This is a genomic window from Haloferax marisrubri, assembly GCF_001469875.2.
Lineage (GTDB): Archaea > Halobacteriota > Halobacteria > Halobacteriales > Haloferacaceae > Haloferax > Haloferax marisrubri.
Window position 1 is genome coordinate 282172 of sequence record NZ_LOPW02000018.1, and the last position, 23895, is coordinate 306066.

Here is a 23895-nt window from a genome sequence, read left to right on the forward strand (position 1 = left end):
ACGGCGTTATCCCCTGCCCCACGGCAGCCGACTGGATGACGCGGGGTGGTCGCTCGTGAACCTCACGGAACAGACGTGGGCCGACGTGGAGGGGTCCAACGCTGACGTCTGCCTCCTCCCCGTCGGGAGCATCGAACAGCACGGCCCGCACGCCCCGCTCGGAACCGACGTGCTTGTCGCAGATGCAATCGCTGACGTCGCTGCCGACCGCGCCGAAGCGTGGAAACTCCCCCCAGTACACATCGGTGTCGCGCCGTATCACCGCCGTTTCCCGGGGACGCTTCACGTCCCTCCGGACGTGCTTCGGGAGTACGTGTTCCATCTGTTGGAATGTGTGGACGCGTGGGGCGTCGAAACTGTCCTGATAGTCAACGGACACGGTGGGAACAGAGAGCTGCTCAAGCACGTTTGCCGACGCCTCTCGGACGAGACCACGCTCGATGCACAGTACTGGGAGTGGATGATGGCTGTCGACGTGGACGTACAGCACGCGGGAGAGATCGAGACGAGTGTGCTGCAACACTTGATTCCCGAACACGTCGGCGCGCCACAGCCGGGCGACGCCGATAGCTGGGGTGAGTGGGTCCACGGCGCGCAAGTCGCAACGTACACCGACGAGTTCAGCGAGAACGGCGTCGTCGGAGACCCGACGGCCGCGACCGCCGAAACCGGCCGGGACGTGTTCGAGACGGCCGTCGGTGAGCTACTGGAACTCATCGCATGGCTCGGAGAGCGAAACGCGGCTTCGACCGGCCGGCAGAGAGGCGAGGACCACGAAGAATGCTAACGCTACGAAACCGCAGACTCAGTCGACGAGACGCATTGAAGGGAGCGACGGCGGGCCTCATCGGACTCGCGGGTTGCAGCGGCACCTCACAGGACGGTGAGCGGACCTCCTCCTCGGAGCAGACGGAACAGGAGACGACGTTCCGCGTCGGGACGCCGTGGAATCCAGATTCCCTCGACCCGCTCGTCAAGGGGTGGATGTTCCGAAAGCTGAACGTCATCGAACCGCTCGTCATCGCGGACTACAACGCGTCGGTCAAACCGGGATTAGCCTCTGGGTGGACCACGAGCGACGACAATCTGACGTGGAAGTTCACCCTCAGGGAGGGCGTTTCGTTCCACGACGGAACGCCGCTGACCGTCGATGCGGTCGTCGCCTCCCTCCGGCGGAGCTTCAACTCGGATTCGTTGGCGAGCCTCCCGGTTGAGTCCGTCTCCGGTAGCGGCGAGCGCGTCGTCGAAATCGAAACGAGCACCCCGTTCGCGCCGCTTCCAGCACATCTCACCCGCGGCCCGACCAGCATCATCGCGGAGAGTTCGTACGACGACGACGGCAACGTCACCGCGCCGGTCGGAACGGGACCGTTCCAGTTCGACTCGTGGAAGCCGGGCGAGCGAATCACCACCGTGTCGAACCCATCGTACCGCGGTCAGACGCCGGCCATCGACACGCTCGTCTACGAGAGCGTGCCGGACGACCAGACGCGACTCCTGAAGCTCGAAAACGCCGAACTCGACATGGCGCGAGCCCTCTCCGGGTCGGCTATTTCGACCCTGAACGACCGACCTAACGTGGAGCCGGTCACCTACGCGGTTCCTCGGTCTCGCTACCTCGTGTACGACACGACGTCGCCGCCGTTCGACGACCGAAACGTCCGCCGAGCGGTCATGCACGCGGTCGACCGGGAGAAAATCGTCGACAGCGTGCTGAACGGCCTCGGTCCGGCTGCTACCGGTCCCTTCCCGTCGGGGGTCACGAACTGGGCCAACGCCGACCTCGAACCGTATCCGTACGACCCACAGACTGCGAGGCAGTTACTCACCGACGCGGGATGGGAACCGAGCGAGGACACGCGAGAGCGGGATGGTGCGCCGTTGGAAATTGACCTCTGGACGTACGACGCGCGGGCGCTGCCCATCGTCTCCGAGGCCGTCCAAGCCCAGTTGTCGCAAGTTGGCTTCGACGTCAGCCTCCAAGTGATGGACTACGGAACCATCGAGGAGCGCGCCAACAGCGAGGCGTTCGACCTCGTCATGTGGTCGAACTCGCTTCTGTGGTATCCAGACCCGGACCGGCTCACGGACTTCGTTCACTCCGAAAACGCGACGATGTTCAGCGGCTACGCGAACGACCGCGTCGACGAACTGCTCACGGAAGCGAGGCAGGTCACCGATGCCGAGGAACGAAAGCGCCGCTACGACGAAGTGCAATCGATCATCCAGCGCGACGTTCCCATCGGCTGGTTGACCTACGTCACGAACGTGGTCGGGGTTGACGCTGACGTTACGGGATACGAGCCGCTGCCGACAGAGACGTGCTATCACTTAGAAAACCTCGATTTCGACGGAGGTGAAAACGCCAGTCAGACTGAGACGGCGAACGCACAGCACCGCTCGCCCGACGCTCTGTTTCGGAACCGTCACCGCTCGAAAAAATGAGATACCTGCTGAAGCGACTCGTGACGACGGTTCTGGTTCTCGGCGGCGTGTCCATCCTCACGTTTAGCATGACCGCCCTCACGCCGGGAGACCCAGCCGTGGCCGCGCTTGTCGAGCAGACGGGACACCAACCATCCGAGGAGACAGTGGTCGCGTTCCGAGAACAACACGGCCTGAACGAGCCGTTCCCAGTCAGGTACGCTGACTGGGCGATCGACACACTGGGCGGCGACCTCGGGCAGTCGTACAGCTCCGAGCAAACCGTGGCGTCGATGATCGGACAGCGCCTCCCAAACACGGTAGAGCTCGCCGCCGCGTCGATGGTCATCGCGATCGCGATCGCAGTACCCGCCGGCGTGGCGAGCGCGGTTAATCCGGGTGGTCGAGTCGACTACGCGGCCCAGTTCGGCGCACTCGTCGGCGTCTCCATGCCGAACTTCTGGCTCGGCTATCTGCTCATCATCGTCGCGGCCCTCTGGCTTGACCTGTTCCCGGTCGCGGGCTCCGGCGGTCTCGACCACCTCGTCCTTCCGGCGGTAACGCTCGGGTCGGGTATGTCCGCGGTCATCGCCCGGTTGGTCCGAACGACGATGCTGGACGTTCTCGACGCACCCTACATCCGGACCGCCCGCTCGAAGGGACTTCGCGAGCGGATCGTCGTCTACAAACACGCCTTGCGGAACGCGCTCGTCCCCGTCGTGACGATAGCCGGGCTACAACTCAGCTACGTCCTGAACGGGGCGGTCGTCGTCGAAGCCGTGTTCCAGCGACCGGGGCTGGGAACGCTGCTCGTCGACGCGATTTTCGCACGCGATTACCCGGTGATTCAGGGAGTGACCCTTCTCGTGGGCGTCATCTTCGTTCTGACCAACTTAGCGGTCGACCTGACCTACCGGTATCTCGACCCGCGAATCGACCGCAGGGGTGAGCCGGCGTGAGCGAGGATGCCGCGAACAGCGCGCCCCACCGACCGGTCGGCGCTCGCTGGCGACGGTGGTACGAGGCCCTGACGACGACACGTCTCACGAAGCTCGGTGCCGGTCTCGTGTGTGCTCTGTTCGCGCTCGCGGTGTTCGGCCCGGCCGTCTCGCCGTACGACCCGGCCGCACAGGCGCTCGCACACAGGCTGGAAGCCCCGTCGCTCGCGCACCCGCTCGGAACCGACCAACTCGGACGCGACGTGCTCACCCGGCTGCTCCACGGGGCACGTCTCTCGCTGGGTATCGCCATCGCCGTGACGGCCGTGCGGCTCTCTCTCGGGACCGCGGTCGGACTCGTCGCCGGATACGTCGGTGGCTGGGTCGACGAGGCGTTGATGCGACTCGTCGACACGCTGTTGGCGTTCCCGGGTATCGTCCTCGCGCTCGTGATCGCCGGTATTCTTGGACCGAGCCTCACGAACGTGATGGTCGCACTCGCGGTCGTCGGCTGGGCTTCCTACGCCCGACTGGTCAGGAGCAGCGTCCTGTCGGTTCGAGAGCGAGAGTTCGTGACCGCGTCGCGGCTTCTCGGCCGCTCGCGCGCTCACGTGCTCGGCCGACACCTGATTCCGAACGTCGTCGCACCGGTGGTCGTGCTGGCGACGCTCGATGTCGGCGGCGTCATCTTGGGAACGGCGGGTCTCTCCTTTCTCGGGCTGGGCGCGCAGCCACCGACGCCCGAGTGGGGGACGATGCTCGCGTCGGGTCGGAACTATCTGCGGACCGCGTGGTGGCTGGTAAACGCCCCCGGCGTCCTGATCATGCTCACCGTCTTCGGGTTCAACCTCCTCGGTGACGGACTCAGAGACGCGCTCTCGCCGACGCAGTCGGCTCACATCGAGCAATTATGATGAACGAACTCCTCCGCGTCGAGGACCTGCACACGCACTTCGACTCAGACCAGGGTACAGTCCACGCCGTCGACGGGGCCTCCTTCGGCGTGAACCGCGGCGAAATCGTCGGCCTCGTCGGCGAGAGCGGGTGCGGCAAATCGGTCACCGCCCGGTCGATTATCCGGTTGGAAGACCCGGGGCGAATCGTCTCGGGGCGGATCAGCTTCGACGGGCGGGACCTGACCCGTGCCGACGAGGCGACGCTTCGTCGCGTTCGCGGCGAAGACATCTCCATCGTGTTCCAGGATCCCCACGAGACGCTGAACCCGGTGTTCCCCATCGGCGACCAGATTGCCGAGTCAGTCCGAATCCACGACGGCGGTTCGTCACAGGGGCTCCTCGACTTTCTGGGTGTCCCGCCGTTCCGAAACCGCACCGCGTGGAACCGGGCCGAGGACCGCGCCGTCGAGTTGATGGAACAGGTCGCGATTCCGGACCCGAACGGGAGCGCAGCCGAGTATCCCCACGAGTTCTCCGGGGGGATGCGCCAGCGTGCGATGCTCGCCGTGGCATTGGCCAGCGACCCAAACCTGCTCATCGCCGATGAGCCGACGACGGCGCTGGACACGACGACGCAGGCGGGGATACTGCGACAGATATGGACACTCCGTGACCAGCGAGACATGGGCGTCCTCCTGATCTCCCATGACATCGGCGTCGTCGCCCAGACCTGCGACAGGGTTGTGGTCATGTACGGCGGGCAGGTGATGGAATCCGGGCCGGTCGACGAGGTGTTGACCGCGCCGAAACATCCCTACACCCGTGCACTCCTCGAGTGCTCACCGCGGAACCTCGGCCGCGACGAGCGAGTCAGCACGCTCGAAGGAAGCCCGCCCGACGCCGTCGGCGGTCACGACGGGTGTCCGTTCGCGGATCGCTGTCGCCTCGCAACCTCCGATTGTCGCAGCGGAGACATCCCGGTCGTCGAAAGCGACCCTGGCCACCGCGTGGCCTGCATCGAGACGCCCGCGGACTCTCGCGGGACGCCGACCGTTGCTGCCAGCGGACAGCCTCGGAACGTAGTCGCTCCCGACGGTGGTGACGAGAAGTGAGAGCGTCTCCTGCGAACGACGGCGGAAACGACGAGACGCGCCACGCGCCAGTCGCGGAGCTACGAAACGTCGAAAAGGAGTTCGAAACGAGCCGCTCGGTCCTTGACCGGCTGTTGGGCGATGCGAGGTCCGCGAAAGCCGTCTGTGGCGCCTCCCTCTCCATCAGCCGCGGAGAAACCGTCGGGGTTGTCGGCGAAAGCGGGTGCGGGAAGTCGACGCTCGCGAAGCTCGTCACCGGGGAGCTGACGCCCGACGGGGGATCCGTGCTGCTCGATGGGGACTCCGTCGGTGGCTACCCCACCCGAACCGGCGGGCAGCTTCGACGCATCGGCGTGGTGTTTCAGAACGTCCGCGAGAGCTTCGACTCCCGGTGGTCGGTCGGGCGGTCTATCGCCGAGTCGTTCGGGCACGAACAGCAACCCGACGAGCGGGTCGACCGCATCGACGACCTGCTGGAGCAAGTGAACCTCGACCCGCAGGTCGGGTCGCGGTATCCGAGCGAGCTCTCGGGCGGTCAGATTCAGCGCGCCGGTATCGCTCGCGCGCTCGCCCACGACCCTGAACTCGTGGTACTCGACGAGCCAGTTTCGGGACTCGACGTAGCCACGCAGGCGACCATTCTCGACCTGCTCGCGGAGCTCCAGCGCCGGCACGAGATCGGCTATCTGTTTATTTCTCACGACCTCGGCGTCGTCCGCTATCTCGCTGATCGGCTGGCGGTTATGTACGCCGGAGAAATCGTCGAACGCGGACCGGCACGGGATGTCTTCGAGCGTCCGAGCCACCCCTATACGGAGGCGCTACTGCGTGCAGTCCCGAGCGACGACCCGACTGACCCGCCGCCGGAGCCATTACCCGGGTCTCCACCGGACCCGTCGAACCGACCGACTGGCTGCCCGTTTCACCCTCGGTGTCCACACGCGGATGGACAGTGCGAGCGCCAGCATCCGGAGTTCAAGCGGGTCCGAACTACCCAATCGCGCTGCCACTACGCCGACGAATTAGCCGACGGTACCCGGACGAACAACCACGGAACGGATGGGGAACGGCGACCGCACCGATCCGACTCGTGACTTCCCGCCCGTAATTTGAGAGCGAACGCACCATCTGTTGGTCGATTGGGTCCGGGACCACGGCCTATTATTAAAAATAAAAATAAAAATAACAAGAATTATCATATACAATTCTAAAATTAGTAAATATGCCTCAGTACACACGACGCGGGTTTCTCGAAGCGGGTCTCGGCACCGCCGCGATTGGTTCTATCGCCGGTTGTTCTTCTGATGCTGATCAGACGACGATTGTGATCGGTGGGTCGTATATCCCGGAATCGATCGACCCCGTCACTCACGGTGGTGGACCGCTAGGCCGGATCGGCGTCTACGAATCGCTGTTTCGCGTCACGCGGGACGTAGGGATTGAACCCCAGCTAGCTGACGAGTGGCACGTCTCGCCGGACGGGACAACTTGGACCATCGGCATCAGGGACGGCGTGCAGTTTCACGATGGAACGAGCCTGACGAGCGAGGCTGTCGCGTTCTCGCTCTCTAGAGCGTTCGACGAGGCGAGTCTCCTGTCTCCGCTCCCGGTCGAATCGATTAGCGCGACCGACACGCACGAGGTCGTGATAACCACCGGCGAGCGATTTGCACCGCTACCGTCCTACCTGGCGCATCGGTACGCGACCGTCATTAGTCAGAGTTCGATTTCCGATTCGGACGGCTTCGTGGAACCGGTCGGTACCGGCCCGTACATGTTCGACTCGTGGGAATCGGGCAAATCCATCACCGCTACGAAAAACTCGGACTACTACGGTTCGTCGCCGCAGGTCGACCGAGTGGTGTACGAGGGAATCCGAGACAACCAAACGAAGGCTTCCAGCCTCGATGCAGGTGAGTCGGACATCGTGGTCAATCTTCCCGTTTCCGCGATGGAACGGATATCGCGCGCCGAAGATACGAGAACTCAGACGACTCGCACGCCTCAAAGCCGATTCTTAGCATACAACGTCCGCGAACCGCCCTTTGACGACCTTCGAGTCCGACAGGCGGTTAATCACGCAATCGATACCCAAACGATAGCGAGGACGATTTTGGAGGGTGTCGGTGACCCCGCGATTGGCCCGTTTTCTCCCGAATTGACCGGGTGGGCCAACGACGAGCTTGAACCGTACGAATACAGTCCCGATAGAGCCAGATCTCTACTCGCGGAGGCCGGTTGGACCTTGGAAGCCGACGGGGACGAACTCCGCCATCGCGATGGAACGCCGTTCGACGTCGTCCTGCGAACCTACACGCGGCGTCCCGAGCTTCGCATCATTGCGACGGCGATTCAGAACCAACTCAGAGCGGTCGGCATCAACGTCGAAATCAACATAACCGAGTGGAGCGCGCTGAGTGAGGATATGCAGGCCGGAGAAACCGATTTCAGTTTGCTATCGTTCAATTTCTTCTGGGTTCCGGACCCAGACCGGGCGATATCGTTTTACCACTCCGAGGACACACAAATCTACACCGGGTACGAGGATTCAGAAGTAGACGACCTGATCGAACGGGGGCGGCGGACAACGGATGACGACGAACGGAAACGGATCTACGATAGGGTACAGGAAATCGTTCACGACGATACTCCGCTCGGGATGTTAACTTACAGCGAGACCGTCACGGGGATTCGGAACCGCATCGAGGACTTCACGCTTCATCCCACGATGTACTCTCACGGGGTACAGAACATACGACTTCACTGATAGCCGCACGGCTGCCGTCAGCTCCTCCCGTACCTGGTTCGGTGGGTGTTCGAAACGGCCGGCGAAATCGCCACGCTGGTCCGGTAAGGTCGGACAGACGCTTAGAACCGTGCGGCACTCACGGAACGTCACCGGCGATGATGTACTGCTCGTACTCCGGTACTTCCCCCCAGAGCGTCCGCTCCATCAGCGGTTCGTGGGTGACGTTTTCGAGTCCCCCTTGTCTCAGTATCTCCGATAGCTCCTCGGGGGGACGGCCGTCGTACAGCGGCAGGTCCTCGTGAATTCGCTCGTAGCCGTCGAACGGCTCGGAGAAATCCCAGTGTCCTTCGATGAGAACGATGCGACCGCCGGGCTCGACGACTCGACGCCACTCCCGCACCGCCCGCGAGGGGTTCGGAAGCGTCCAGATGAGATGCCGCGCCGTCACCAAGTCGTACCCGTCGTCGGGTTCGTCTAGTGATTCGGCGTCTCCGACGCGAAACTCGACAGCGTGGTCTGTCTGTTGACGCTTCTCGCGGGCTTGTTCGAGCATCTCGGTCGAGTAGTCGACTCCGGTGACGTCGTGACCGAGGTCGGCCAACAGCAGCGAGATGACGCCGGTACCGCAGCCGACGTCGAGTATCCGCTCCGACGAGTTGCCCGTCCACGCGCGCAGTACCGACAGCCACGCGTCGCGTTGCTCCTCGCTTTGGAGAGCGTGGTGACTGTCGTTGTCGTACGTATCAGCCCGCTCGTTCCAGTAGGCTTGAACCGCCTGCTTGACATCTTCTGCGGACCGGCCGGACTCTGTCACAACTGGTCACCTCCACGGTCACTCCCGTGACCATGCGGCGCTCGGGCACGGCACGTACGGGCGTCGATAGTCGAATACGTTGCCGTCGAGTTCCGTTCTTTCTCTGCCATTGTTATTAAATATGGATGGTATATTACTTATAATTTCTCACTCCCCGGGATTCGGTTATCAAAATAATCGTCTCGTTCGCCTGAATCCATCCTTGTTTACCGCGACTAGATTATTAACTCCGTAGTGTTAAATCGCAGTACTTATTATAACCATCTTCAATTTTAACAACACATGTCTCAGTACGCGCGACGACGATTCGACGCCGTTGAACCCGTTGCCGCCTCGTTCGGCTCTCTCGCAGGGTGTCCGTCGGATGACGCCGGCCACGGTACTGGGAGCGTAGACGGGCCGGGGGCGCAGGTGTCGTCCTCTGTGTTCGCGGTCGCCGCGAGCGAGGGTGCAGGCGAGACCGCAACCGCGGAGTCGCTACGGAAGCCCCTCGAAGCATGACTGACCGAAGCTCTAGCGACACCGAACCAACGTGGAGCGGCGATGCCGACCCCGGGCCATCCCCGCGACCTCGCAGAGAACTGATGTCACTCGTCGTCGGCTCACCCGAGCGACCGGCTTGTACGCTTTATCCGCCGGATGTGGCGGTTCCGTACCGAACGACGACGTGGATAACGGCGTACGGCGATTCGTTCGTCAACCTCGGTGACTGGCGATGACGCCGCTAACGACGCGCAAGCCGTCTCCTTCCACGCACGTCGGTGGAGACGGAGGTGAAAGATGACCCACGGTGAGTCGACTGGCGACCACAACTCACTCGACCGCCAGCCGTACGAATATGTAATCATCGGCGGTGGTGTTCACGGGACGTGCGTGGCGAACTACCTCCTCGACGAAGGTGGCTACGACCACGGGGAACTCTGTCTGGTCGACCCTCACGAACGGTTACTGGCGTCGTTCGCGACGAAAGCACGACAGTGCGGAATGCAAACCCTCCGTTCGACGTTCGTCCACCACATCGACACCGAGCCGTTCTCGCTCGATTCATTTGCGGAGGGCGCACACCGGGAACACGAACTCGTTCCGACCGAGGACTATCCGAACCGACCGACACTCGACCTGTTTCTCGACCACGCCCGGTACGTCATCGACCGACGCGATATCGACGCTTGCCACCGTCAGTCGACGGTAACGGGTGTCACGAGGTCCCGGACGCGTGGGTTGCTCCGCGTGGATACGTCTCGTGGGTCGCTCGACGCTCGTCGCGTTGTTCTGGCCGTCGGCCTCGGGGGTCAGCCGACAGTCCCTTCGTGGGCGGCGTCGCTCTCCGACGACGCGCGGCTCGCGCACGTTTGGGACGACGACTTCGACCCGGCGGCGGCGGCGACCTTTGACGGCCGGACGTTCGTCGTCGGCGGCGGTATCACGGCGGCGCAGCTCGCCTGTCACCTGTCGAAACGCACGGATGTGACGCTCCTCTCGCGGCGCGGCTTGGAGGTCGAACTGACAGAGGCGGACCCACAGTGGATCAACTGGCGACACATCGAACAGGAGATTCACTCGCTCCCTCCGGGCTCGGCAGCCCGCTACGACCGGATTCGTGCCGCGCGCCACGATGCGACAATCCCACCGTACGTCGCGCACCGACTGGCGGACGCCCGCGACTGCGGCGACCTCGACGTTCGGTGCGGCGAGATCGACCACGCGCACGCGGCGGACGGCAGACTGCAGCTCCGATTCGACGACGGCACGACCGCCACGGACGTACAGGTCGTGCTCGCAACCGGGCATGACCCCGCCCCGGAGCACCCGCTCGTGGGAACGCTCGCCGAATCGCTGTCGCTCGAACGCGGGGCGAACGGCTTTCCCGTCCTCAACGACCGGACGCTCGCGTGGCGACGGACTGATGGCGCCGATTCGGCGCTGTACGTCTCGGGCGCGCTCGCGGAGATGAGCGTCGGCCCGTTCGCCCGAAACGTCGTCGGTGGTCGCCGCGCCGCGGAACGCCTTCTCGAACCGCACGACCAAGTGAACTCGGAGGCTACCGCCTCGCTGTCGAAAGGGCAGTCCTGACATGCCGTCGAACGACCTCACGCTCGCATTCTCGCTGCGGGCGCTCGACGAACTCGCGCGACCGAGCCACGCGCTCGAAGACGCCGCGCGGTGGACGACCCACCTCGGAATCGTCTCCTCGAAGCCGTCGTTTATCGAACGGCGGCGCGTCCGCGAGGTGGGGTATGAACAGGAGTTCCTGTCGGGGCCGCGCTCGATTCCGGAGGCACTGGCGAGCGTGCGGGACCACTTCGAGACGACGCGGTACGTGTTCGTCGGCACGGAAGAGACCAGCGAGGTCGTCACCCGAGTCTTCGACTGGACATACCAGTCGGTCTCGGACGCCGCAGCAGCCGCGGGTTGGCAGCTCGCGACGACCATCGCTGCCGACGAGGAGTGGCCCTACCAGGAATAAACGCGCTTCGAGGGGCCTGCGGTCGACTCGCTAAGTCAGTGACTCTCGTGGATGTGGCTGCGGAGCGAATCGGTACTGTCGAACTGCTCGTCGCACTCGGCGCACGTGTTGTGGTGGAGGGCGACGTGCTGGGTCACACCGGCGGCGCTCTGGAACTGTGCATCGCAACTGGAGCAGGTGTACGCCATTCCGTTAATAACTCAACTGGAAGAGAGCTAAAATAGTTATTAAAAATAGGCGGGTACTGCTTGCCTTAGCCTAATAACATCGCGTTCGGACTAACTAACGACGACAGATTCGGATGGGGGAGGCGGTCCCCGATTCGTTCCTAGAGCGCTTCTTGTGCCCGTTCTCGAAGCGGGGGTGCGAGGCTCGTGTCGTTCGCGAGTTTGTCGAGCGCGTCTGTCGCTCGACACCGACTAAGCGCGTTCAGGGCCTGGCGACGGTACCGCCCGTCGAGGCCGCTTGTGACCACGACAAGTCGAAGTTGCGCAGTCGCCCGTTCCTCGGCGAGCTCACCGATGGCGTCTTCCCGCGTTCCGCGCGGGACGTTCTTGTCGACGACCGTTTGAAACAGCGAGCGTGGCGAAGACATCGTCAATCGGCGAGGCCGACCTCCTCGGCGCTCTCGGCGGACTGTGCGTCCCCGTCCGCAGCCTCTTCGGCGTCTTCGAGACGTTCGAACGTCGGGAAGCGGTCTTCGAAGGCGCTCCAGTCGGCGTCCATCTCTTCGTCGGTCAACGTGGCCGCCTCGAGGTCCGCACGGAGGTCGTCGTGGTCCATGTCGGTGCCGATGAGGACAAGTTGCGAGCCCCGGTCGCCGTACTCGGGATGCCAGCTTTCCTCCAGTTCGGGGTACGCCTCGAAGTACTGCGCCTGTTCGTCCGCCGGGAGTGTCGCGAGCCACTGCCCTGCAGGCGTGAGTCGAATCGACTGGCCCGCGACGTCGATACCCAGCGCGATGTCCTCGCGACCCGCCAGCCAGAAGTGTCCCTTCGAGCGGACGACGTTCGTCGGCAGTTCGTTCAGCAGGTCGGCGAACCGCTCCGGGTGGAACGGCCGACGGGACTCGAAGACGAACGAGGTGACTCCGTGTTCTTCCTCCGCGGAGGCGTGGGGTTCTTCGAGCTCTTGCATCCACCCGGCGGACTGGCTCGCCGCCTCGAAGTCGAATCGACCCGTGTCGAGGATTGCGTCCGGGTCGACCGCACCGTGTTCGGTTCGGAGGATTTCGGCGCGCGGCTGTAGCACCTCGACGACTGCCTCGATCTCGTCGAGCGCCGCTTCGTCGACGAGGTCGCATTTGTTCAACAGCAGGACGTCGCAGAATTCGATCTGCTCGACGAGGAGGCTCCCGAGGTCCTTCTCGGTGTCGCCGTCCATGAGCGACTCCGCCGAGCCGAACGTGGTCCAAAACTGGTGGGCGTCGACGACGGTGACCGTCGTGTCGAGTTCGTAGTAGTCCATCGGCTCGATGCCGGTCTCCTCGTAGAACTCCGTGGGGTCGAGGTCCGACTGGTCGAATCCCATCGTGAGCGTCTGTGCGACGGGGAGCGGTTCGGCGACACCGGTCGATTCGATGACGAGGTAATCGAACTCGCGAGCCTGCGCGAGCTTCGCGAGCGCGTCGAGCAGGTCGCCCCGAAGCTCACAACAGATACAGCCGTTCGACAACTCGATTAACTCCTCGTCGTCCTCCGAGATGTCGGAGTGTTCGGCGACGCGCTCGGCGTCGACGTTCACCTCGCCCATGTCGTTGACGAGGACCGCGATATCGAGGTCCGTTTGCGTGTTTAGGAGGTTGTTCAACACGGTCGTTTTCCCCGCGCCGAGGTTGCCGCTCAGCACGGTGACGGGAATCGTCTCTCGACTCATCTGTTATTAACTCTAGACCATGTCTTATTTATAATTGGCTATCTAGACTATTTTGTTGTTAATGGAGCCCCCAACGACCCCCCAAACGGACGAGTCGCTCGACGCCGTTATCGTCGGCGCAGGTGCCGCTGGCGTCGGTATTGGCGTCGTTCTCGAAGCCCTCGCCCTCGACTCCTACGCGATTCTGGAGCGAGACGACGTCGGCGCGTCGTTTCGACAGTGGCCCGAGGAGATGCAGTTCATCACCCCCTCGTTTCCCAGCAACAGCTTCGGCTGTCGAGACCTGAACGCCGTCACGACGGACACGTCGCCCGCGTTCGCGCTCGACCGCGAACACCCGACCGGCGAGGAGTACGCGCAGTACCTCCGCGGAGTCGTCGAGTTTCATGACCTTCCCGTCCGGACCGGCGTAGCTGTCGAATCCCTCCAACGCCACGACGATGGGTTCGTTCTGGACACGTCCGCTGGCACCGTCCGGAGTCGCTTCGTCATCTGGGCGGCCGGACAGTTCGGCCGCCCGAACGACGAGCCGTTCCCCGGTGCGGGTCACTGCGTCCACAACTCCCAGGTCGACTCGTGGCACGCGTTCGCCGACGAGTGCGTAGACGACCCAGTCGCGGTCGTTGGCGGGTACGAAAGCGGAATCGACGCGGCGCTCACGCTCGCCGAACTGGGCCACGAGGTACTCGTCCTCGACGAGGAGGGTCCGTGGCAGTATCGCAGCCCAGACCCGAGCGAAGTCCTATCCCCGTACACCAGCCAACGCCTCCACGAGGCGCTCGAACGGGACCGACCGATCACTCTCAACGACGGCATCCGCGTCGAACGCGTCGACAGAGACGACGGCTCGTTCGAGGTCGTCTCTACGAGCGGTGAAACGTTCACAACGCGGAACCGACCCGTGCTCGCGACGGGGTTCCAGTCCGGTCTCGGCCCGGCGGACGACTATTTCGAGTTCGAGAACGGCCACCCGAGACTGACCGAGCGAGACGAGTCGACGGCGACGCCGGGACTGTTCCTCGTCGGCCCCCACGTTGCACACAACGGACAACAGTTCTGCTTCATCTACAAGTTCCGACAGCGGTTCGCGGTCGTCGCCGACGAAGTCGCTGCAAGACTCGGTATCGACCGCGCTCCCCTCGACGAGTACCGTGAGAAGAACATGTTCCTCGAGGACGCGTCCTGCTGCGAACCAGACATGTGCGACTGCTAACCGTGACACGACACTCATCACAGCCCGACAGCCGAAGCGAGCGCTCGAACGACGCGCGAGACGACGACCGACACGTGTGTCGGATGACCGGCCGCGAACAGGGCCTCGTCAGTAAGTACGACATCTGGCTCTGTCGGCAGTCGTTCCGTGAACTCGCGCCGAAGATTGGGTTCAAAAAGTATGACTGACACACGCCCTCGGTCGAACAGTCACTCCGCGACGGGGCGCGACGAGACGGGAAACGACCGGCGAGAGACCGTCGTCGTCGTCGGCAAAGAGAGCGTCGGCAAGTCGGAGCTCGTTGCCGGCCTCACCGGAACGACGCCGACGACCGGTAACTTCCGCGGAACGACCGTCAACGTCGAGCGATACGAGTCGGACGAGTTCGTCTTCGTCGACACGCCCGGAATTTTGCTCGGGACTGACACCGAGACCACCCGAACAGCGATCAGCGCCGTCGAAGACACCGAGACGGTGCTCCTCGTCGTTCGCGCAACGAACATCGACGACGACCTCGAGGACCTGCTGCCACTAGTGCAGGGAACAGTCGGCGCGATTGCCGTGACGTTCTGGGACAAAGTCGAGAACCAGACCGAAGCCCACGACGAACTGGACGCGCTCGCCGACGACCTCGGGGTGCCACTCGCTCCAGTGGACGCGCGAAACGTTTCTCGCGTCGCGACCGACGGCGGCGGGGCGGCGGTCGACGGACGCGAGCGGACGGAACTCGTCAGCGCGCTCCGCGATGCCGACGAGTTCCCGGGGCGGGTCACCCGGCAAACTGGAATTCATCTCGACCCACCGGAGACGATCATTGAGCATCCACTTCTCGGCCCGTTCGTCAGTATTGCCTTGCTTCTGTTGCCCGCCGCGGCTGCAGTCCACTTCGCGAACGCTGCTGCTGCCGAACTCTCCCCCCAAGTGAGTACACTGTTGGAGCCCGCGGTTCGGTGGACGAACGAGCTCCCGGGACCGCTGTCGGCAGTTCTGGGCGGCGACTACGGCGTGCTCTCGATGGGGCCATTCCTATTCGTCTGGGCCGGTCCGACGATCCTCATCTTCGCGGCGTTCATGGCCGTCTACAAGCAGAGCGGACTCGTCACGCGGATTACTGCGTCGCTCCATCCGCATCTTCGGCGCGTGGGCCTCACCGGTCGGGACCTCGTTCGCGTGGTCATGGGATTCGGCTGTAACGTCCCGGCGGTCACCAGCACACGTGGGTGTTCGGACTGTACACGCCGGACGGCCGTGTCGACGATTGGGTTCGGATCCGCCTGCTCGTATCAGTTTCCGGCGACGCTCGCCGTGTTCGCGGCGGTCAAGATGCCATGGCTCGTCGTTCCGTACCTCGGGATTCTCACGATCACGACACTGGTCTATGCGCGCCTGATCGCACCCGAGCGTGCGCGAACGGCATCGCTGTCTACTGAGAACCGTGCGTTCCTCCAGTGGCCGACCTGGCAGTCAGTGTGGCGCGAGACCAGAACCGTGATTCGGAGTTTCTTCGTGAAGGCCCTCCCCGTCTTCGCCGGAATCGTCCTCGTTGCATCGGTTCTCGACTATTTCGGCGTGCTGGACGTGGCGGGTAAGGCTCTCTCGCCGGTGATGGGACTGTTCAACCTCCCCGGTGAGACGGCGCTCGTCGTCGTGATGGGATCGATCCGCAAGGATGGTCTACTCTTATTACAATCAGACGGGCTCAGTGCAACGTTGTCCGCGATGACTCCCGTGCAGGTACTGACCGCCGTCTACCTAGCGGGGGTGTTGCTTCCCTGCCTCGTGACGGCGATCACGGTCGCGAAGGAACTTTCCCCGAGATACGCCGGTCGAATGATGCTCCGACAGGCGGCAGCTGCCGTCAGCTTCTCGCTACTCATCGGATGGGGCGGTGCAATCCTCTTCTAGCCGATGACGGGCGAAACCATGACGCTCGCGTTTGAGCTTGCTGCACTCCGGCAGACCCGTGAGCCACAGGCGGTCGTCGTCGATGCGCGACGATGGGCGCAGAACGTCGGTCTCATATCGACGGATTTCGGAGCCGCTCACGCCTTCAGCGCCAAGTACCTCGTCCGTCGAGATTTTCAGGTGATGCCAACTGCATCGGACCTTCGGCACCTCGGTAGCCAATACGATACGGAAAGACACGTCCTGATAGGGACTACTTCCAATCGGCCGGAGTATCTCCCTCCTCAGCACTGGGAGTATCTCAGTCTCGCAGATGCTGCTACTGCTGCTGGCTGGTCTCTCGAGAACCCGGAGACTACACTACGAGAGCAATGGACTGCGCGGTTGTACCGTGTCCTCAGGAGACGAGAATGAAAATTGGTATTCTCCAGCGACAATACAATTCAGTATGAACGACGAGCCAGTAGATATCGAACTCGACTTTGGAGATGACGGACTGGTTCCAGCGGTTGCGCAAGACGCACATACTGACGAGGTTCTGATGCTCGCGTACGCTTCACCGGAAGCGGTGGCAGCAACGCAGGAGACGGGACTCGCCCACTACTACTCTCGGAGTCGAGATGAGCTTTGGAAGAAGGGTGGGACAAGCGGACACATCCAACAAGTTCAGGAAATTCGGGTCGATTGTGACAGAGATGCGCTTCTCTATCGCGTTGAGCAAGAGGGCGGGGCCTGTCATACGGGATACCGTTCGTGTTTTTCCCGAACGATCGATGACGAAACAGTTGGAGAGAAAGTCTACGATCCAGATGAGGTCTACGGGTAGGTCAATTCGGTAGCGTGGCTGGCTATTGAGACAGGGGGAGATAGCTCCACGGCCCCTGTCGTGGGAGGCACTCCTATCCCCTGTATGGCCAATATGGCCGAACGTCTCCACGAGAAGAAGCTGATCCGAAAGGACCTGTACAACTTCGCCCGGATCGTGATGTGGCTGCCCCAGTACCAGGACAGCGACCCCGAGACGATTGTCACAGACCTCAAAGACGTCTTCTCGAGGTGGCCTTGGTACGACGAGCAGGAGACCGAGCACCAGGTCCGCTACGAGTTCTCGAACACAATCGACGGCGACACGCCGTTACCGATGAACTGCAATAATGACGATTTACAACGCTACTGCATCGACCAAGACCAGTGTCCCTACTCGATCTGGGGCAGTCTCCCATTCCCAGATGAGATGTACGAGCAAGTGGACGAGCAGTCCGCCGGTCCCGCTGAGCAACTCTAAATCATAGTCACCCCTCAGATTGTCGAGAATTGTTTTGCAGACCAAAGACATCCCCTTCTGAATCCCCGTCGAGCAATTTTCAGCGTCTAACACGGCCAGACTCGGGAGAATCGGGGGTGATCCACAATTCGAAGTGGCGAGACGGCCAGCCTTGAGGGGCTCAGAATAGGTGAAGCAGTGACCCCAAAGAAGTCAGATATCGCCGATATCACCTTTGTTACCCCGCAGTCGAGCAATTTTTGAAACCACAGCATTATCCTGGAACTCGTCGAGGTACTTTCTACGCATTCAAATCTGCCCGACGGGGTTCTTATTCGATTTGAGGGCGTCGTAGTGTCTCGCATATCGCGGTTTTCGTCCAAAGAAAGAGGCGATATGCAATGTGCGAAGGCCGCCGGCTCTCTCAGGCCGAGAGGCCATCACCGGGGTAGCGGAACTACAGAAGTATCAGAATTAGCGCATAGGTTGACGGGTGCGTTTCGGTGGTGTTTGTTGCCCCCACGAGGGGGTGGCGGGGCACATCACGTGCCCCCGATAGACAATGGCTTCGGAACGACGCAGTAAGACACGAGCAGCGCATCAAGCAGCAAGTTCCCCTGACGGCCAAGCGCCGTGAGAAGATCTCGAGGTGACGGTCCCGACCGACCGGAATCACGCGTCGGTCGTCGCGCTCGTGGAGTGTGTTTTTGTCGAGCTCACGCACGAGGCCGTGGGCGCCGTCTTCGTCTCCCGACAGGTCGGACGGGCGACGCGGACGCAGTACGTCGCGGTCGACGACGTCGGCGAGCAGTTCCAGAAGCGGCATTTCGACGACCAGCTGGGCTGGCACGAGACCACTGTCCCTCGACGAACTGTTCGCGACGAGCTCATCACCCAGCTCACGCGGTCGACGACTACGCCGGCGGACACACGAGAGGCGGCAGCCAGTGTGCCAGACACGTTCACCGTGAAGCCGGTTCCAGACCTCCAGACTCCATAGCGGCTTGTATTAACCAACACGTCCGACCGGTACTGGTACTGTGTTGGTTAACCGGACGATCATCCACGAGGAGCGGTACGTTTCGCCGGACGGCGTCCACATCAATCAGGTTGAGTGTCTGTGGTCACTCCTGTATCCGTGGCTGCGGAAGTTCCGCGGCCTGTCCAAGCAGAGCTTGGAACAGGCCGCTCACACCTTCGGCTGCGTTCGGTCCTTGAACCGGATCGGCGCGTCGCTGTTCGCACTCATCGATTGCTTCGCCCTCCACCGTTTCCGTAGCTTTGCGTAAGAGCGACTCGGAGGATAGATACACGTCCTTACCCCCACCCACCGCCCTGTCGCTCGAGTGAGTGTATCCTGAGGGCAGGCCGACCCGAGAAGGCACTGAAGCTACACGTCACGGCTTGTTTGTCGGCGCCGAGAGGCGTGCAGCGCGCGATCATAAGTGCTGCGTGACCCATTATGCCTGGTCCCGATTCGCACGACGACACGAGTGCCGACTACGAACAGTTCGAGAAGGAACAGCTCGCCCAAGACCGCGACACCGCGAGCGTCGCGACTACGGATGTCGACGACGCGACGGCCCGGAGCCTAGTTGACGACCTCATCGACGCGGACATCGTCACTCCGGTTCCCGAGGATCACGTTCTGGTTCACGAGCCGAGCGGCACCACGTTCGACTCGACGACACAACTGGCCATCTTCCACCGTGGCTGGACGGCAGGCCGCGACGCCGACGGGGAGGGCGAGTGATGCAGCAGACTCTCACTGGTTGTTCCTTCTGCGACGCTCCGCCCGGTACTGAGACCGGCGAGGCGCATACCTGGGGACAGGACGATCGGGTTACCCACCCGATCTGTGTCGACTGTGCGATTCAGACGGAGCCGAATCCTGACGAGCGCGATCACGTCGCCTGTGACGGCTGTGGGCTGGTCGTCGACACGCTCGCCGCGCTGACGCGGTTCCGAATCGAGCTTGGGCATCTGGAAGGCCCGTTGCAACTGTGCGCCCGCTGCAGTCCGGGCGGGCTCACGACGTACTGGACGCGAGATCTTGAGGAGCATCTCGTCGCGACGCCGTCGGAGTGATTCTCTCCGGCATTTCTGGGCACGGAAATGTCCCTCTCATCCAAGTAACAAACATACCAAACACCTATGCTCCAACATCTCCAACATTAGTCCATGTCGAGCGGTACTATCGATATCGACGAGTTCGAAAACGCTGACGCCGACGAATTCGATGAGCGGAACGACACCGAGCGAATCGTGCTGTTCCTCGACGAGCACGACGACCGTGCGTGGAAGGCCGCAACGATCGCCGAGCGACTGGGCTTGGACACGGACGCTGTTAGTGCGATTCTCTCTCGACTGAAGGAACGCGGGCTCGTCCGGCACAAGCGCCCGTACTGGGCGATCACGGACAACAAGGAGCGACTTCAGTCAGCGTACCGGCTTCACCGACACCACGAGAGTGCAGCCGAACAATACGGCGAAGAGCGTCTCGAGGATCTCCGGACCGACCAGATGGAAGAGGTACAGTGACTGCGTTCGAGGATCTGGAACGCGGCGACATCGTCTGGGGGGCCGATCCGCTCTCGGAGAAAGGTCGTCCGCTGCTCATTATAGGGACTCCTCAATTCCCGAACCATGGCGTGCAGCTCATCACTGTCCTGATCTCCACGAAGACGTACCACGAGGAGTCACTCACGCTCCGGGACGACGACTACGCGGGCGACCCACTCGGGGAACGAAGTCACGTGCTCCCGTGGTCGCTTGCGACACTCAACAATGCTGCCGACGTCGAGTACTATCTGACCTCGCTCGTTGACGGCCGCACAGAAGATGTAGTGGGCCAGTTGATTGGCTACATCACTGACTGATACCTGCCTTGTCCGGCTCGAGTGAGCCTCACATCGTACACACGAAAACGGCTAAGTTCGTTGGCTCACAATGTACACATCATGAGCACCGAGAAGAAGCGCGTGCAGTTTCGGGCCCCCAATCGGCTCATCGACCGGGCTGACGCACTGGCCGCAGTCCTCGGCGAAGACCGAACAGACGTTCTCGTGACCGCGCTTCGGGAGTACCTCCAAGACGCCGCTCACGACGACACGCTCGTCCAGGAAATTGCCGACGCCTATTACGACGATGAGATTACCTTCGAGCAACTCAAAGCACTCGTCGGCGCCGAAGAGGCGGCCAACCTCCGCGTGTTGAAACAACAGTTGGACGAGGACTTTATCGACGAGGTCGCCGACGTATAGATGGCGCGGCTTATCGCAGATGCCTCCGCCCTCGTCAGTCTCGGAATCGTTACTGACGACGACCCCGATCCACTGGCACTTTGTCTTTCTCGGTACGAGGTCGTCGTCCCAACGGCGGTCATCGATGAACTCCGCGAGATTGCCTCCTACGATGACGTCCATGGGCACGCTGCGTCCGCCGTCCTCGATCAAACGGTGTCGTTCACGACACAGTCAGTCGACCTCGATGCCGAGTTTCCGCTCGATGACGGTGAAAACGCGGCGGTCACCCTCGCGAACGAGCTCGATGCTGGGCTCTTCCTCTGTGACGAGTTCAACCAATTGGGTTTGATTCACGCCTCACTCGCTGATACCCGACTCGTCACGACGCCAACACTGCTCTCGGTTCTCGTTCGAACTGAACACCTCTCAGCTGCCGAGGCACGGTTGCTCCTCAATAAAATCAGCGACGCCCGTAGCTGGGGGGCGAACAGTTACGTGCAGCGAGCTCGCTCGTTGCTCGAAGGGCCCTAATTCTACATAATTCGATTTTAACTGAAATGGCTCTGTTGAAATCCACAGTCGCTGATAGGTTGATGAGGCCGTGCTGAATACAGGACGCGAACCGGTCACATCGGAACTCAACTCTACGCTCCTCAACATTCAAGCGTAGACTTCTATCCGTTTAAATAGATGTTTTGTATATGTGTATTCAGTGGGTAGACTAACCGACAGAGCACGACTCATCGGATGACTTGATGTATGGCAGAGGTTCTGACAGTGTAGCAACTGTCCTGTTTGTTGTATTTATCAATGTACTTCCAGTCTCTGGCATATTCACTTTTTCTTGGAGTCGGAGTGAATTGATGTTCGTATACGTAGTCCAAAACGCGCTGTTCATCGTACTCTACAGCGTCCTTGTTTCATTTGCGACACGTGAGCCACAATTAGACGAGAATAGCCCACGAGCGGTGCCAATCCCATTCATATCCAACCGTTCTGGATGGACACAGATAACCGAATGGTTGCCACCAGTCAGCTATTGGAATCTCCAATTTATCATCTGGCCTCTCGTATTTGGCTTGATATTCTGGTCAGTTGTGGGAATTCTGTTTGTCGATATGGCAGATCTCAATTTTACAATTGAAGGGGGGCCTGATACTCCTGCTGGCGACTACATCGCAGTCGTCACAGCTGCCGCCTCTGTTGAGGCGATTATGATTGCAGTGCTGATCGTCGGGATGATGTGTGCCCTCGTTTCCCGCAAGTTTCTCGGTCAGGAACAGTACAAACACTTCTCAGCACCCGAACTGGCCGAAATCCCGATTCGGGTTGGACTGTACTGGTTTGTTAGTCTAATTTTTGTACATCTCGTCGTCATCCTCAGTTACCCGCTCATATCCATTATTGGGCTACCAGACTACATGAAGTTCAGAGTGGTCGGGATATTTTTGATACTAAAAACTCTGGCCGACTTGTCTGTTCTAAATATATTGGAAGGCGGCGAACCTGAAAAAAAAATTGTTTACTGGTTCACATTCTTCTGGTCGGGGTCATGGACAGATGGCGATTCACAGGCCTGATTTTTGGCTTGACTGGTCGAAATTCGTGAAGACGCGAGGAACACAGAACGGAGGTTAATGTCTATTGGACGATCATTCTGATAGAGTCTGAGTAGGAGTCGAAGACGTTGCTATACAGAGGTCGCATGTCGGTTGTGGGTCCAGCACCCTATTCCTGGACTGTTCGTGGAGAGCGAATCGAGTCGGGGCGAATCTGCGGTACCTTAGTTCCGTTCTCGGTCCACGTATAGGCGGGTGAGCCCGCATTCAGGACAAACGTGTGCGGTCGGTGTAAGCTTCTTTTTCGCGCCAAGTCTCCCGAATATGCTCGGTTTGGGCTCGTCTGTATCGACGTGAATCTTGAACCCGTCTGTCGTCCGTATTTCGAGTTCTTCCAACTCTACTCCACAGTCGGGGCACCGCTTCGGCGAGACCATCAGTACAGAGTGATGGTCTGTTCAGCCTCATAACATCACTGCTGCATACACGCTCTGACTGTGTCACACGGGTTCTATCAGGTTCTAAGGATTTCAACAGAGCCACTGAAATATATCTCTCGACCCGAACCGCGAGCGCTACGGGGCGAGCAGCGACTCGAGCCGATCCTGAAGAGCGTCTCTGTGGACCGTCTCAGTCGCAACCTCCGCCTCGCCGGTTCCCATCTCCTTGAACCCCGTTCCGGTCGGTACCAGGACGACGGACTCATCAGCGGCGATATCGCCACGCTCCGCGAGGCGTGACACGCCGGCTAGCGTCGTCGCGGACGCCGGCTCGACGCAGAACCCGCCGTTGACGGCGAACTGGCGCTGAGCGGTCCGTATCTCGTCGTCAGTAACAGAGACGACGGCGCCGTTCGTGTCGCGAACCGCGGCGAGCGCACGAGCGCCGCTCGGCGGGTCCGGGTTCCCAATCGAGTGAGCGATCGTGTCGCCGGTCTCGTCGGGCGACAGCGGTGTCGGATCTGTCTCCCCGGCCTCGAACGCCCGCGTTAGCGGGTCGGCTGTCGCGGTCTGGATGAGACACAGGCGCGGCGGCTCCGCGATCAGTCCCGCGCGCTCTAGGTCCCGGATTCCGAGCCAGACCCCCGAAGCGAATCCACCGGAGCTCGCCGGTAGCGCGATCACGTCGGGCGTCGCCGGAGCGAGCGACTCGTAGATCTCGAACAGTGCCGTTTTGTACCCGCTGATGCGGGTGGGCGCGTCGCTCACGAGCACGTCGATCGGGAGGCGCTCGGACAGCTCAAGCGCGTCCTCGTACAGCTTCCCGTAGTCGCCGGCGACCTGTACGATGGTCGGCTCGTACTGAGCGATGAGTTCCAGCCGCACTGACGAGGTCCGCTCCGGAACGAACACGACGCACTCTCGATCGAGGTTCGCGGCGTGGGCAGCGGTGCTGATCGCCATGTTACCGTACGAGACCGTGCCGACGACGTCGCCACCGGTCGCGACGGTGTGT

Annotated in this window: 27 protein-coding genes and 2 pseudogenes; 25 read left to right on the plus strand and 4 right to left on the minus strand. The window is 61.6% G+C overall.

The features are described 5' to 3' along the window. Positions 1 to 55 precede the first annotated feature (55 nt). From AUR65_RS16215 to AUR65_RS16245, 7 genes are all read left to right on the plus strand, one after another. Positions 56 to 787, plus strand: coding sequence for a creatininase family protein (locus tag AUR65_RS16215; protein ID WP_058567863.1), 732 nt, complete (start codon positions 56 to 58; stop codon positions 785 to 787). Between the two features lie 35 nt (positions 788 to 822). Next, the gene (locus AUR65_RS16220) at positions 823 to 2445 is read left to right on the plus strand and encodes an ABC transporter substrate-binding protein (RefSeq protein WP_058567864.1); all 1623 of its coding nucleotides are present in this window, start codon (positions 823 to 825) and stop codon (positions 2443 to 2445) included. Continuing rightward, positions 2442 to 3383, plus strand: coding sequence for a nickel ABC transporter permease (gene nikB / locus AUR65_RS16225; protein WP_058567865.1), 942 nt, complete (start codon positions 2442 to 2444; stop codon positions 3381 to 3383). Before AUR65_RS16220 ends, nikB begins: the two co-directional genes overlap by 4 nt. Further along, entirely contained in the window at positions 3380 to 4276 is an 897-nt protein-coding gene (nikC, locus tag AUR65_RS16230; RefSeq protein ID WP_058567866.1) for a nickel transporter permease, read from the plus strand. Before nikB ends, nikC begins: the two co-directional genes overlap by 4 nt. Then, on the plus strand, positions 4273 to 5370 hold the full coding sequence (locus AUR65_RS16235; RefSeq protein WP_058567867.1) for an ABC transporter ATP-binding protein: 1098 nt from the start codon (positions 4273 to 4275) through the stop codon (positions 5368 to 5370). The genes nikC and AUR65_RS16235 overlap by 4 nt, the downstream gene beginning before the upstream one ends. Then, positions 5367 to 6443 (plus strand): ABC transporter ATP-binding protein, encoded by a 1077-nt coding sequence (locus AUR65_RS16240; RefSeq protein WP_058567868.1) that lies wholly within the window; start codon positions 5367 to 5369, stop codon positions 6441 to 6443. The genes AUR65_RS16235 and AUR65_RS16240 overlap by 4 nt, the downstream gene beginning before the upstream one ends. Before the next feature lie 128 nt (positions 6444 to 6571). Then, entirely contained in the window at positions 6572 to 8116 is a 1545-nt protein-coding gene (locus AUR65_RS16245) for an ABC transporter substrate-binding protein (RefSeq protein ID WP_233194398.1), read from the plus strand. A 118-nt stretch (positions 8117 to 8234) separates the two neighbouring features. Here the strand turns inward: AUR65_RS16245 and AUR65_RS16250 are convergent, their stop codons facing one another. Then, the gene (locus AUR65_RS16250; protein ID WP_058567870.1) at positions 8235 to 8912 is read right to left on the minus strand and encodes a class I SAM-dependent methyltransferase; all 678 of its coding nucleotides are present in this window, start codon (positions 8910 to 8912) and stop codon (positions 8235 to 8237) included. A 584-nt stretch (positions 8913 to 9496) separates the two neighbouring features. Here AUR65_RS16250 and AUR65_RS20630 point away from each other — a divergent pair. From AUR65_RS20630 to AUR65_RS16270, 3 genes are all read left to right on the plus strand, one after another. Next, positions 9497 to 9631 (plus strand): DUF7511 domain-containing protein, encoded by a 135-nt coding sequence (locus AUR65_RS20630; RefSeq protein WP_449271611.1) that lies wholly within the window; start codon positions 9497 to 9499, stop codon positions 9629 to 9631. 61 nt (positions 9632 to 9692) lie between these two features. Next, positions 9693 to 10985: an FAD/NAD(P)-binding protein gene (locus tag AUR65_RS16265; RefSeq protein ID WP_058567872.1), complete on the plus strand. Its 1293-nt coding sequence runs from the start codon at positions 9693 to 9695 to the stop codon at positions 10983 to 10985. 1 nt (position 10986) lies between these two features. Then, complete coding sequence (locus tag AUR65_RS16270; protein WP_058567873.1) at positions 10987 to 11379, plus strand: DUF7124 domain-containing protein; 393 nt, start codon at positions 10987 to 10989, stop codon at positions 11377 to 11379. 35 nt (positions 11380 to 11414) lie between these two features. Here AUR65_RS16270 and AUR65_RS19780 read toward each other — a convergent pair whose 3' ends face one another. After that, the gene (locus tag AUR65_RS19780; protein ID WP_158250849.1) at positions 11415 to 11567 is read right to left on the minus strand and encodes a C2H2-type zinc finger protein; all 153 of its coding nucleotides are present in this window, start codon (positions 11565 to 11567) and stop codon (positions 11415 to 11417) included. 409 nt (positions 11568 to 11976) lie between these two features. After that, positions 11977 to 13254 (minus strand): GTP-binding protein, encoded by a 1278-nt coding sequence (locus AUR65_RS16280; protein ID WP_058567875.1) that lies wholly within the window; start codon positions 13252 to 13254, stop codon positions 11977 to 11979. Between the two features lie 61 nt (positions 13255 to 13315). On the opposite strand from AUR65_RS16280, the gene AUR65_RS16285 reads away from it, so the two are divergent. The 15 genes and pseudogenes from AUR65_RS16285 (at position 13316) to AUR65_RS19605 (ending at position 22461) form a co-directional block, all read left to right on the plus strand. After that, positions 13316 to 14467 (plus strand): NAD(P)/FAD-dependent oxidoreductase, encoded by a 1152-nt coding sequence (locus AUR65_RS16285; protein WP_058567876.1) that lies wholly within the window; start codon positions 13316 to 13318, stop codon positions 14465 to 14467. Positions 14468 to 14469: 2 nt separating this feature from the next. After that, positions 14470 to 14655 (plus strand): 30S ribosomal protein S14, encoded by a 186-nt coding sequence (locus AUR65_RS16290; protein ID WP_058567877.1) that lies wholly within the window; start codon positions 14470 to 14472, stop codon positions 14653 to 14655. Next, the gene (locus AUR65_RS16295; RefSeq protein ID WP_058567878.1) at positions 14648 to 16372 is read left to right on the plus strand and encodes a nucleoside recognition domain-containing protein; all 1725 of its coding nucleotides are present in this window, start codon (positions 14648 to 14650) and stop codon (positions 16370 to 16372) included. The genes AUR65_RS16290 and AUR65_RS16295 overlap by 8 nt, the downstream gene beginning before the upstream one ends. A gap of 18 nt (positions 16373 to 16390) precedes the next feature. Further along, positions 16391 to 16786: a DUF7124 domain-containing protein gene (locus AUR65_RS20635; RefSeq protein WP_449405012.1), complete on the plus strand. Its 396-nt coding sequence runs from the start codon at positions 16391 to 16393 to the stop codon at positions 16784 to 16786. Between the two features lie 34 nt (positions 16787 to 16820). Then, complete coding sequence (gene hisI / locus AUR65_RS16305) at positions 16821 to 17198, plus strand: phosphoribosyl-AMP cyclohydrolase (protein ID WP_084816490.1); 378 nt, start codon at positions 16821 to 16823, stop codon at positions 17196 to 17198. Between the two features lie 75 nt (positions 17199 to 17273). Continuing rightward, positions 17274 to 17657: pseudogene (locus AUR65_RS16310) on the plus strand (primase-associated protein); the annotation flags it as partial. Between the two features lie 628 nt (positions 17658 to 18285). Continuing rightward, the gene (locus AUR65_RS16315) at positions 18286 to 18636 is read left to right on the plus strand and encodes a hypothetical protein (protein ID WP_233194399.1); all 351 of its coding nucleotides are present in this window, start codon (positions 18286 to 18288) and stop codon (positions 18634 to 18636) included. A gap of 49 nt (positions 18637 to 18685) precedes the next feature. Then, a pseudogene (locus tag AUR65_RS16320) lies at positions 18686 to 18925 on the plus strand (IS1595 family transposase); the annotation flags it as partial. A gap of 173 nt (positions 18926 to 19098) precedes the next feature. Next, positions 19099 to 19389 carry a hypothetical protein gene (locus AUR65_RS16325; protein ID WP_058567881.1) on the plus strand — a complete coding sequence of 97 codons (291 nt, stop codon included), beginning with the start codon at positions 19099 to 19101 and terminating at the stop codon, positions 19387 to 19389. Beyond that, a complete protein-coding gene (locus AUR65_RS16330) occupies positions 19389 to 19724 on the plus strand; it encodes a DUF7558 family protein (RefSeq protein WP_049917667.1) in 336 nt (111 codons plus the stop codon). The genes AUR65_RS16325 and AUR65_RS16330 overlap by 1 nt, the downstream gene beginning before the upstream one ends. Positions 19725 to 19817: 93 nt before the next feature. Next, complete coding sequence (locus AUR65_RS16335) at positions 19818 to 20177, plus strand: MarR family transcriptional regulator (protein ID WP_058567882.1); 360 nt, start codon at positions 19818 to 19820, stop codon at positions 20175 to 20177. Next, positions 20174 to 20515 carry a hypothetical protein gene (locus tag AUR65_RS16340; RefSeq protein WP_058567883.1) on the plus strand — a complete coding sequence of 114 codons (342 nt, stop codon included), beginning with the start codon at positions 20174 to 20176 and terminating at the stop codon, positions 20513 to 20515. The genes AUR65_RS16335 and AUR65_RS16340 overlap by 4 nt, the downstream gene beginning before the upstream one ends. An 81-nt stretch (positions 20516 to 20596) precedes the next feature. Then, positions 20597 to 20899, plus strand: a complete 303-nt coding sequence (locus AUR65_RS16345) for a hypothetical protein (RefSeq protein ID WP_004061476.1) — start codon at positions 20597 to 20599, stop codon at positions 20897 to 20899. Further along, the gene (locus AUR65_RS16350) at positions 20900 to 21412 is read left to right on the plus strand and encodes a hypothetical protein (protein ID WP_058567884.1); all 513 of its coding nucleotides are present in this window, start codon (positions 20900 to 20902) and stop codon (positions 21410 to 21412) included. A 224-nt stretch (positions 21413 to 21636) separates the two neighbouring features. Beyond that, positions 21637 to 22461 carry a DUF6498-containing protein gene (locus AUR65_RS19605; RefSeq protein ID WP_233194400.1) on the plus strand — a complete coding sequence of 275 codons (825 nt, stop codon included), beginning with the start codon at positions 21637 to 21639 and terminating at the stop codon, positions 22459 to 22461. 554 nt (positions 22462 to 23015) lie between these two features. Here AUR65_RS19605 and AUR65_RS16360 read toward each other — a convergent pair. Next, on the minus strand, positions 23016 to 23895 hold an 880-nt coding region (locus AUR65_RS16360), incomplete at its 5' end, for a pyridoxal-phosphate dependent enzyme (protein ID WP_058567886.1).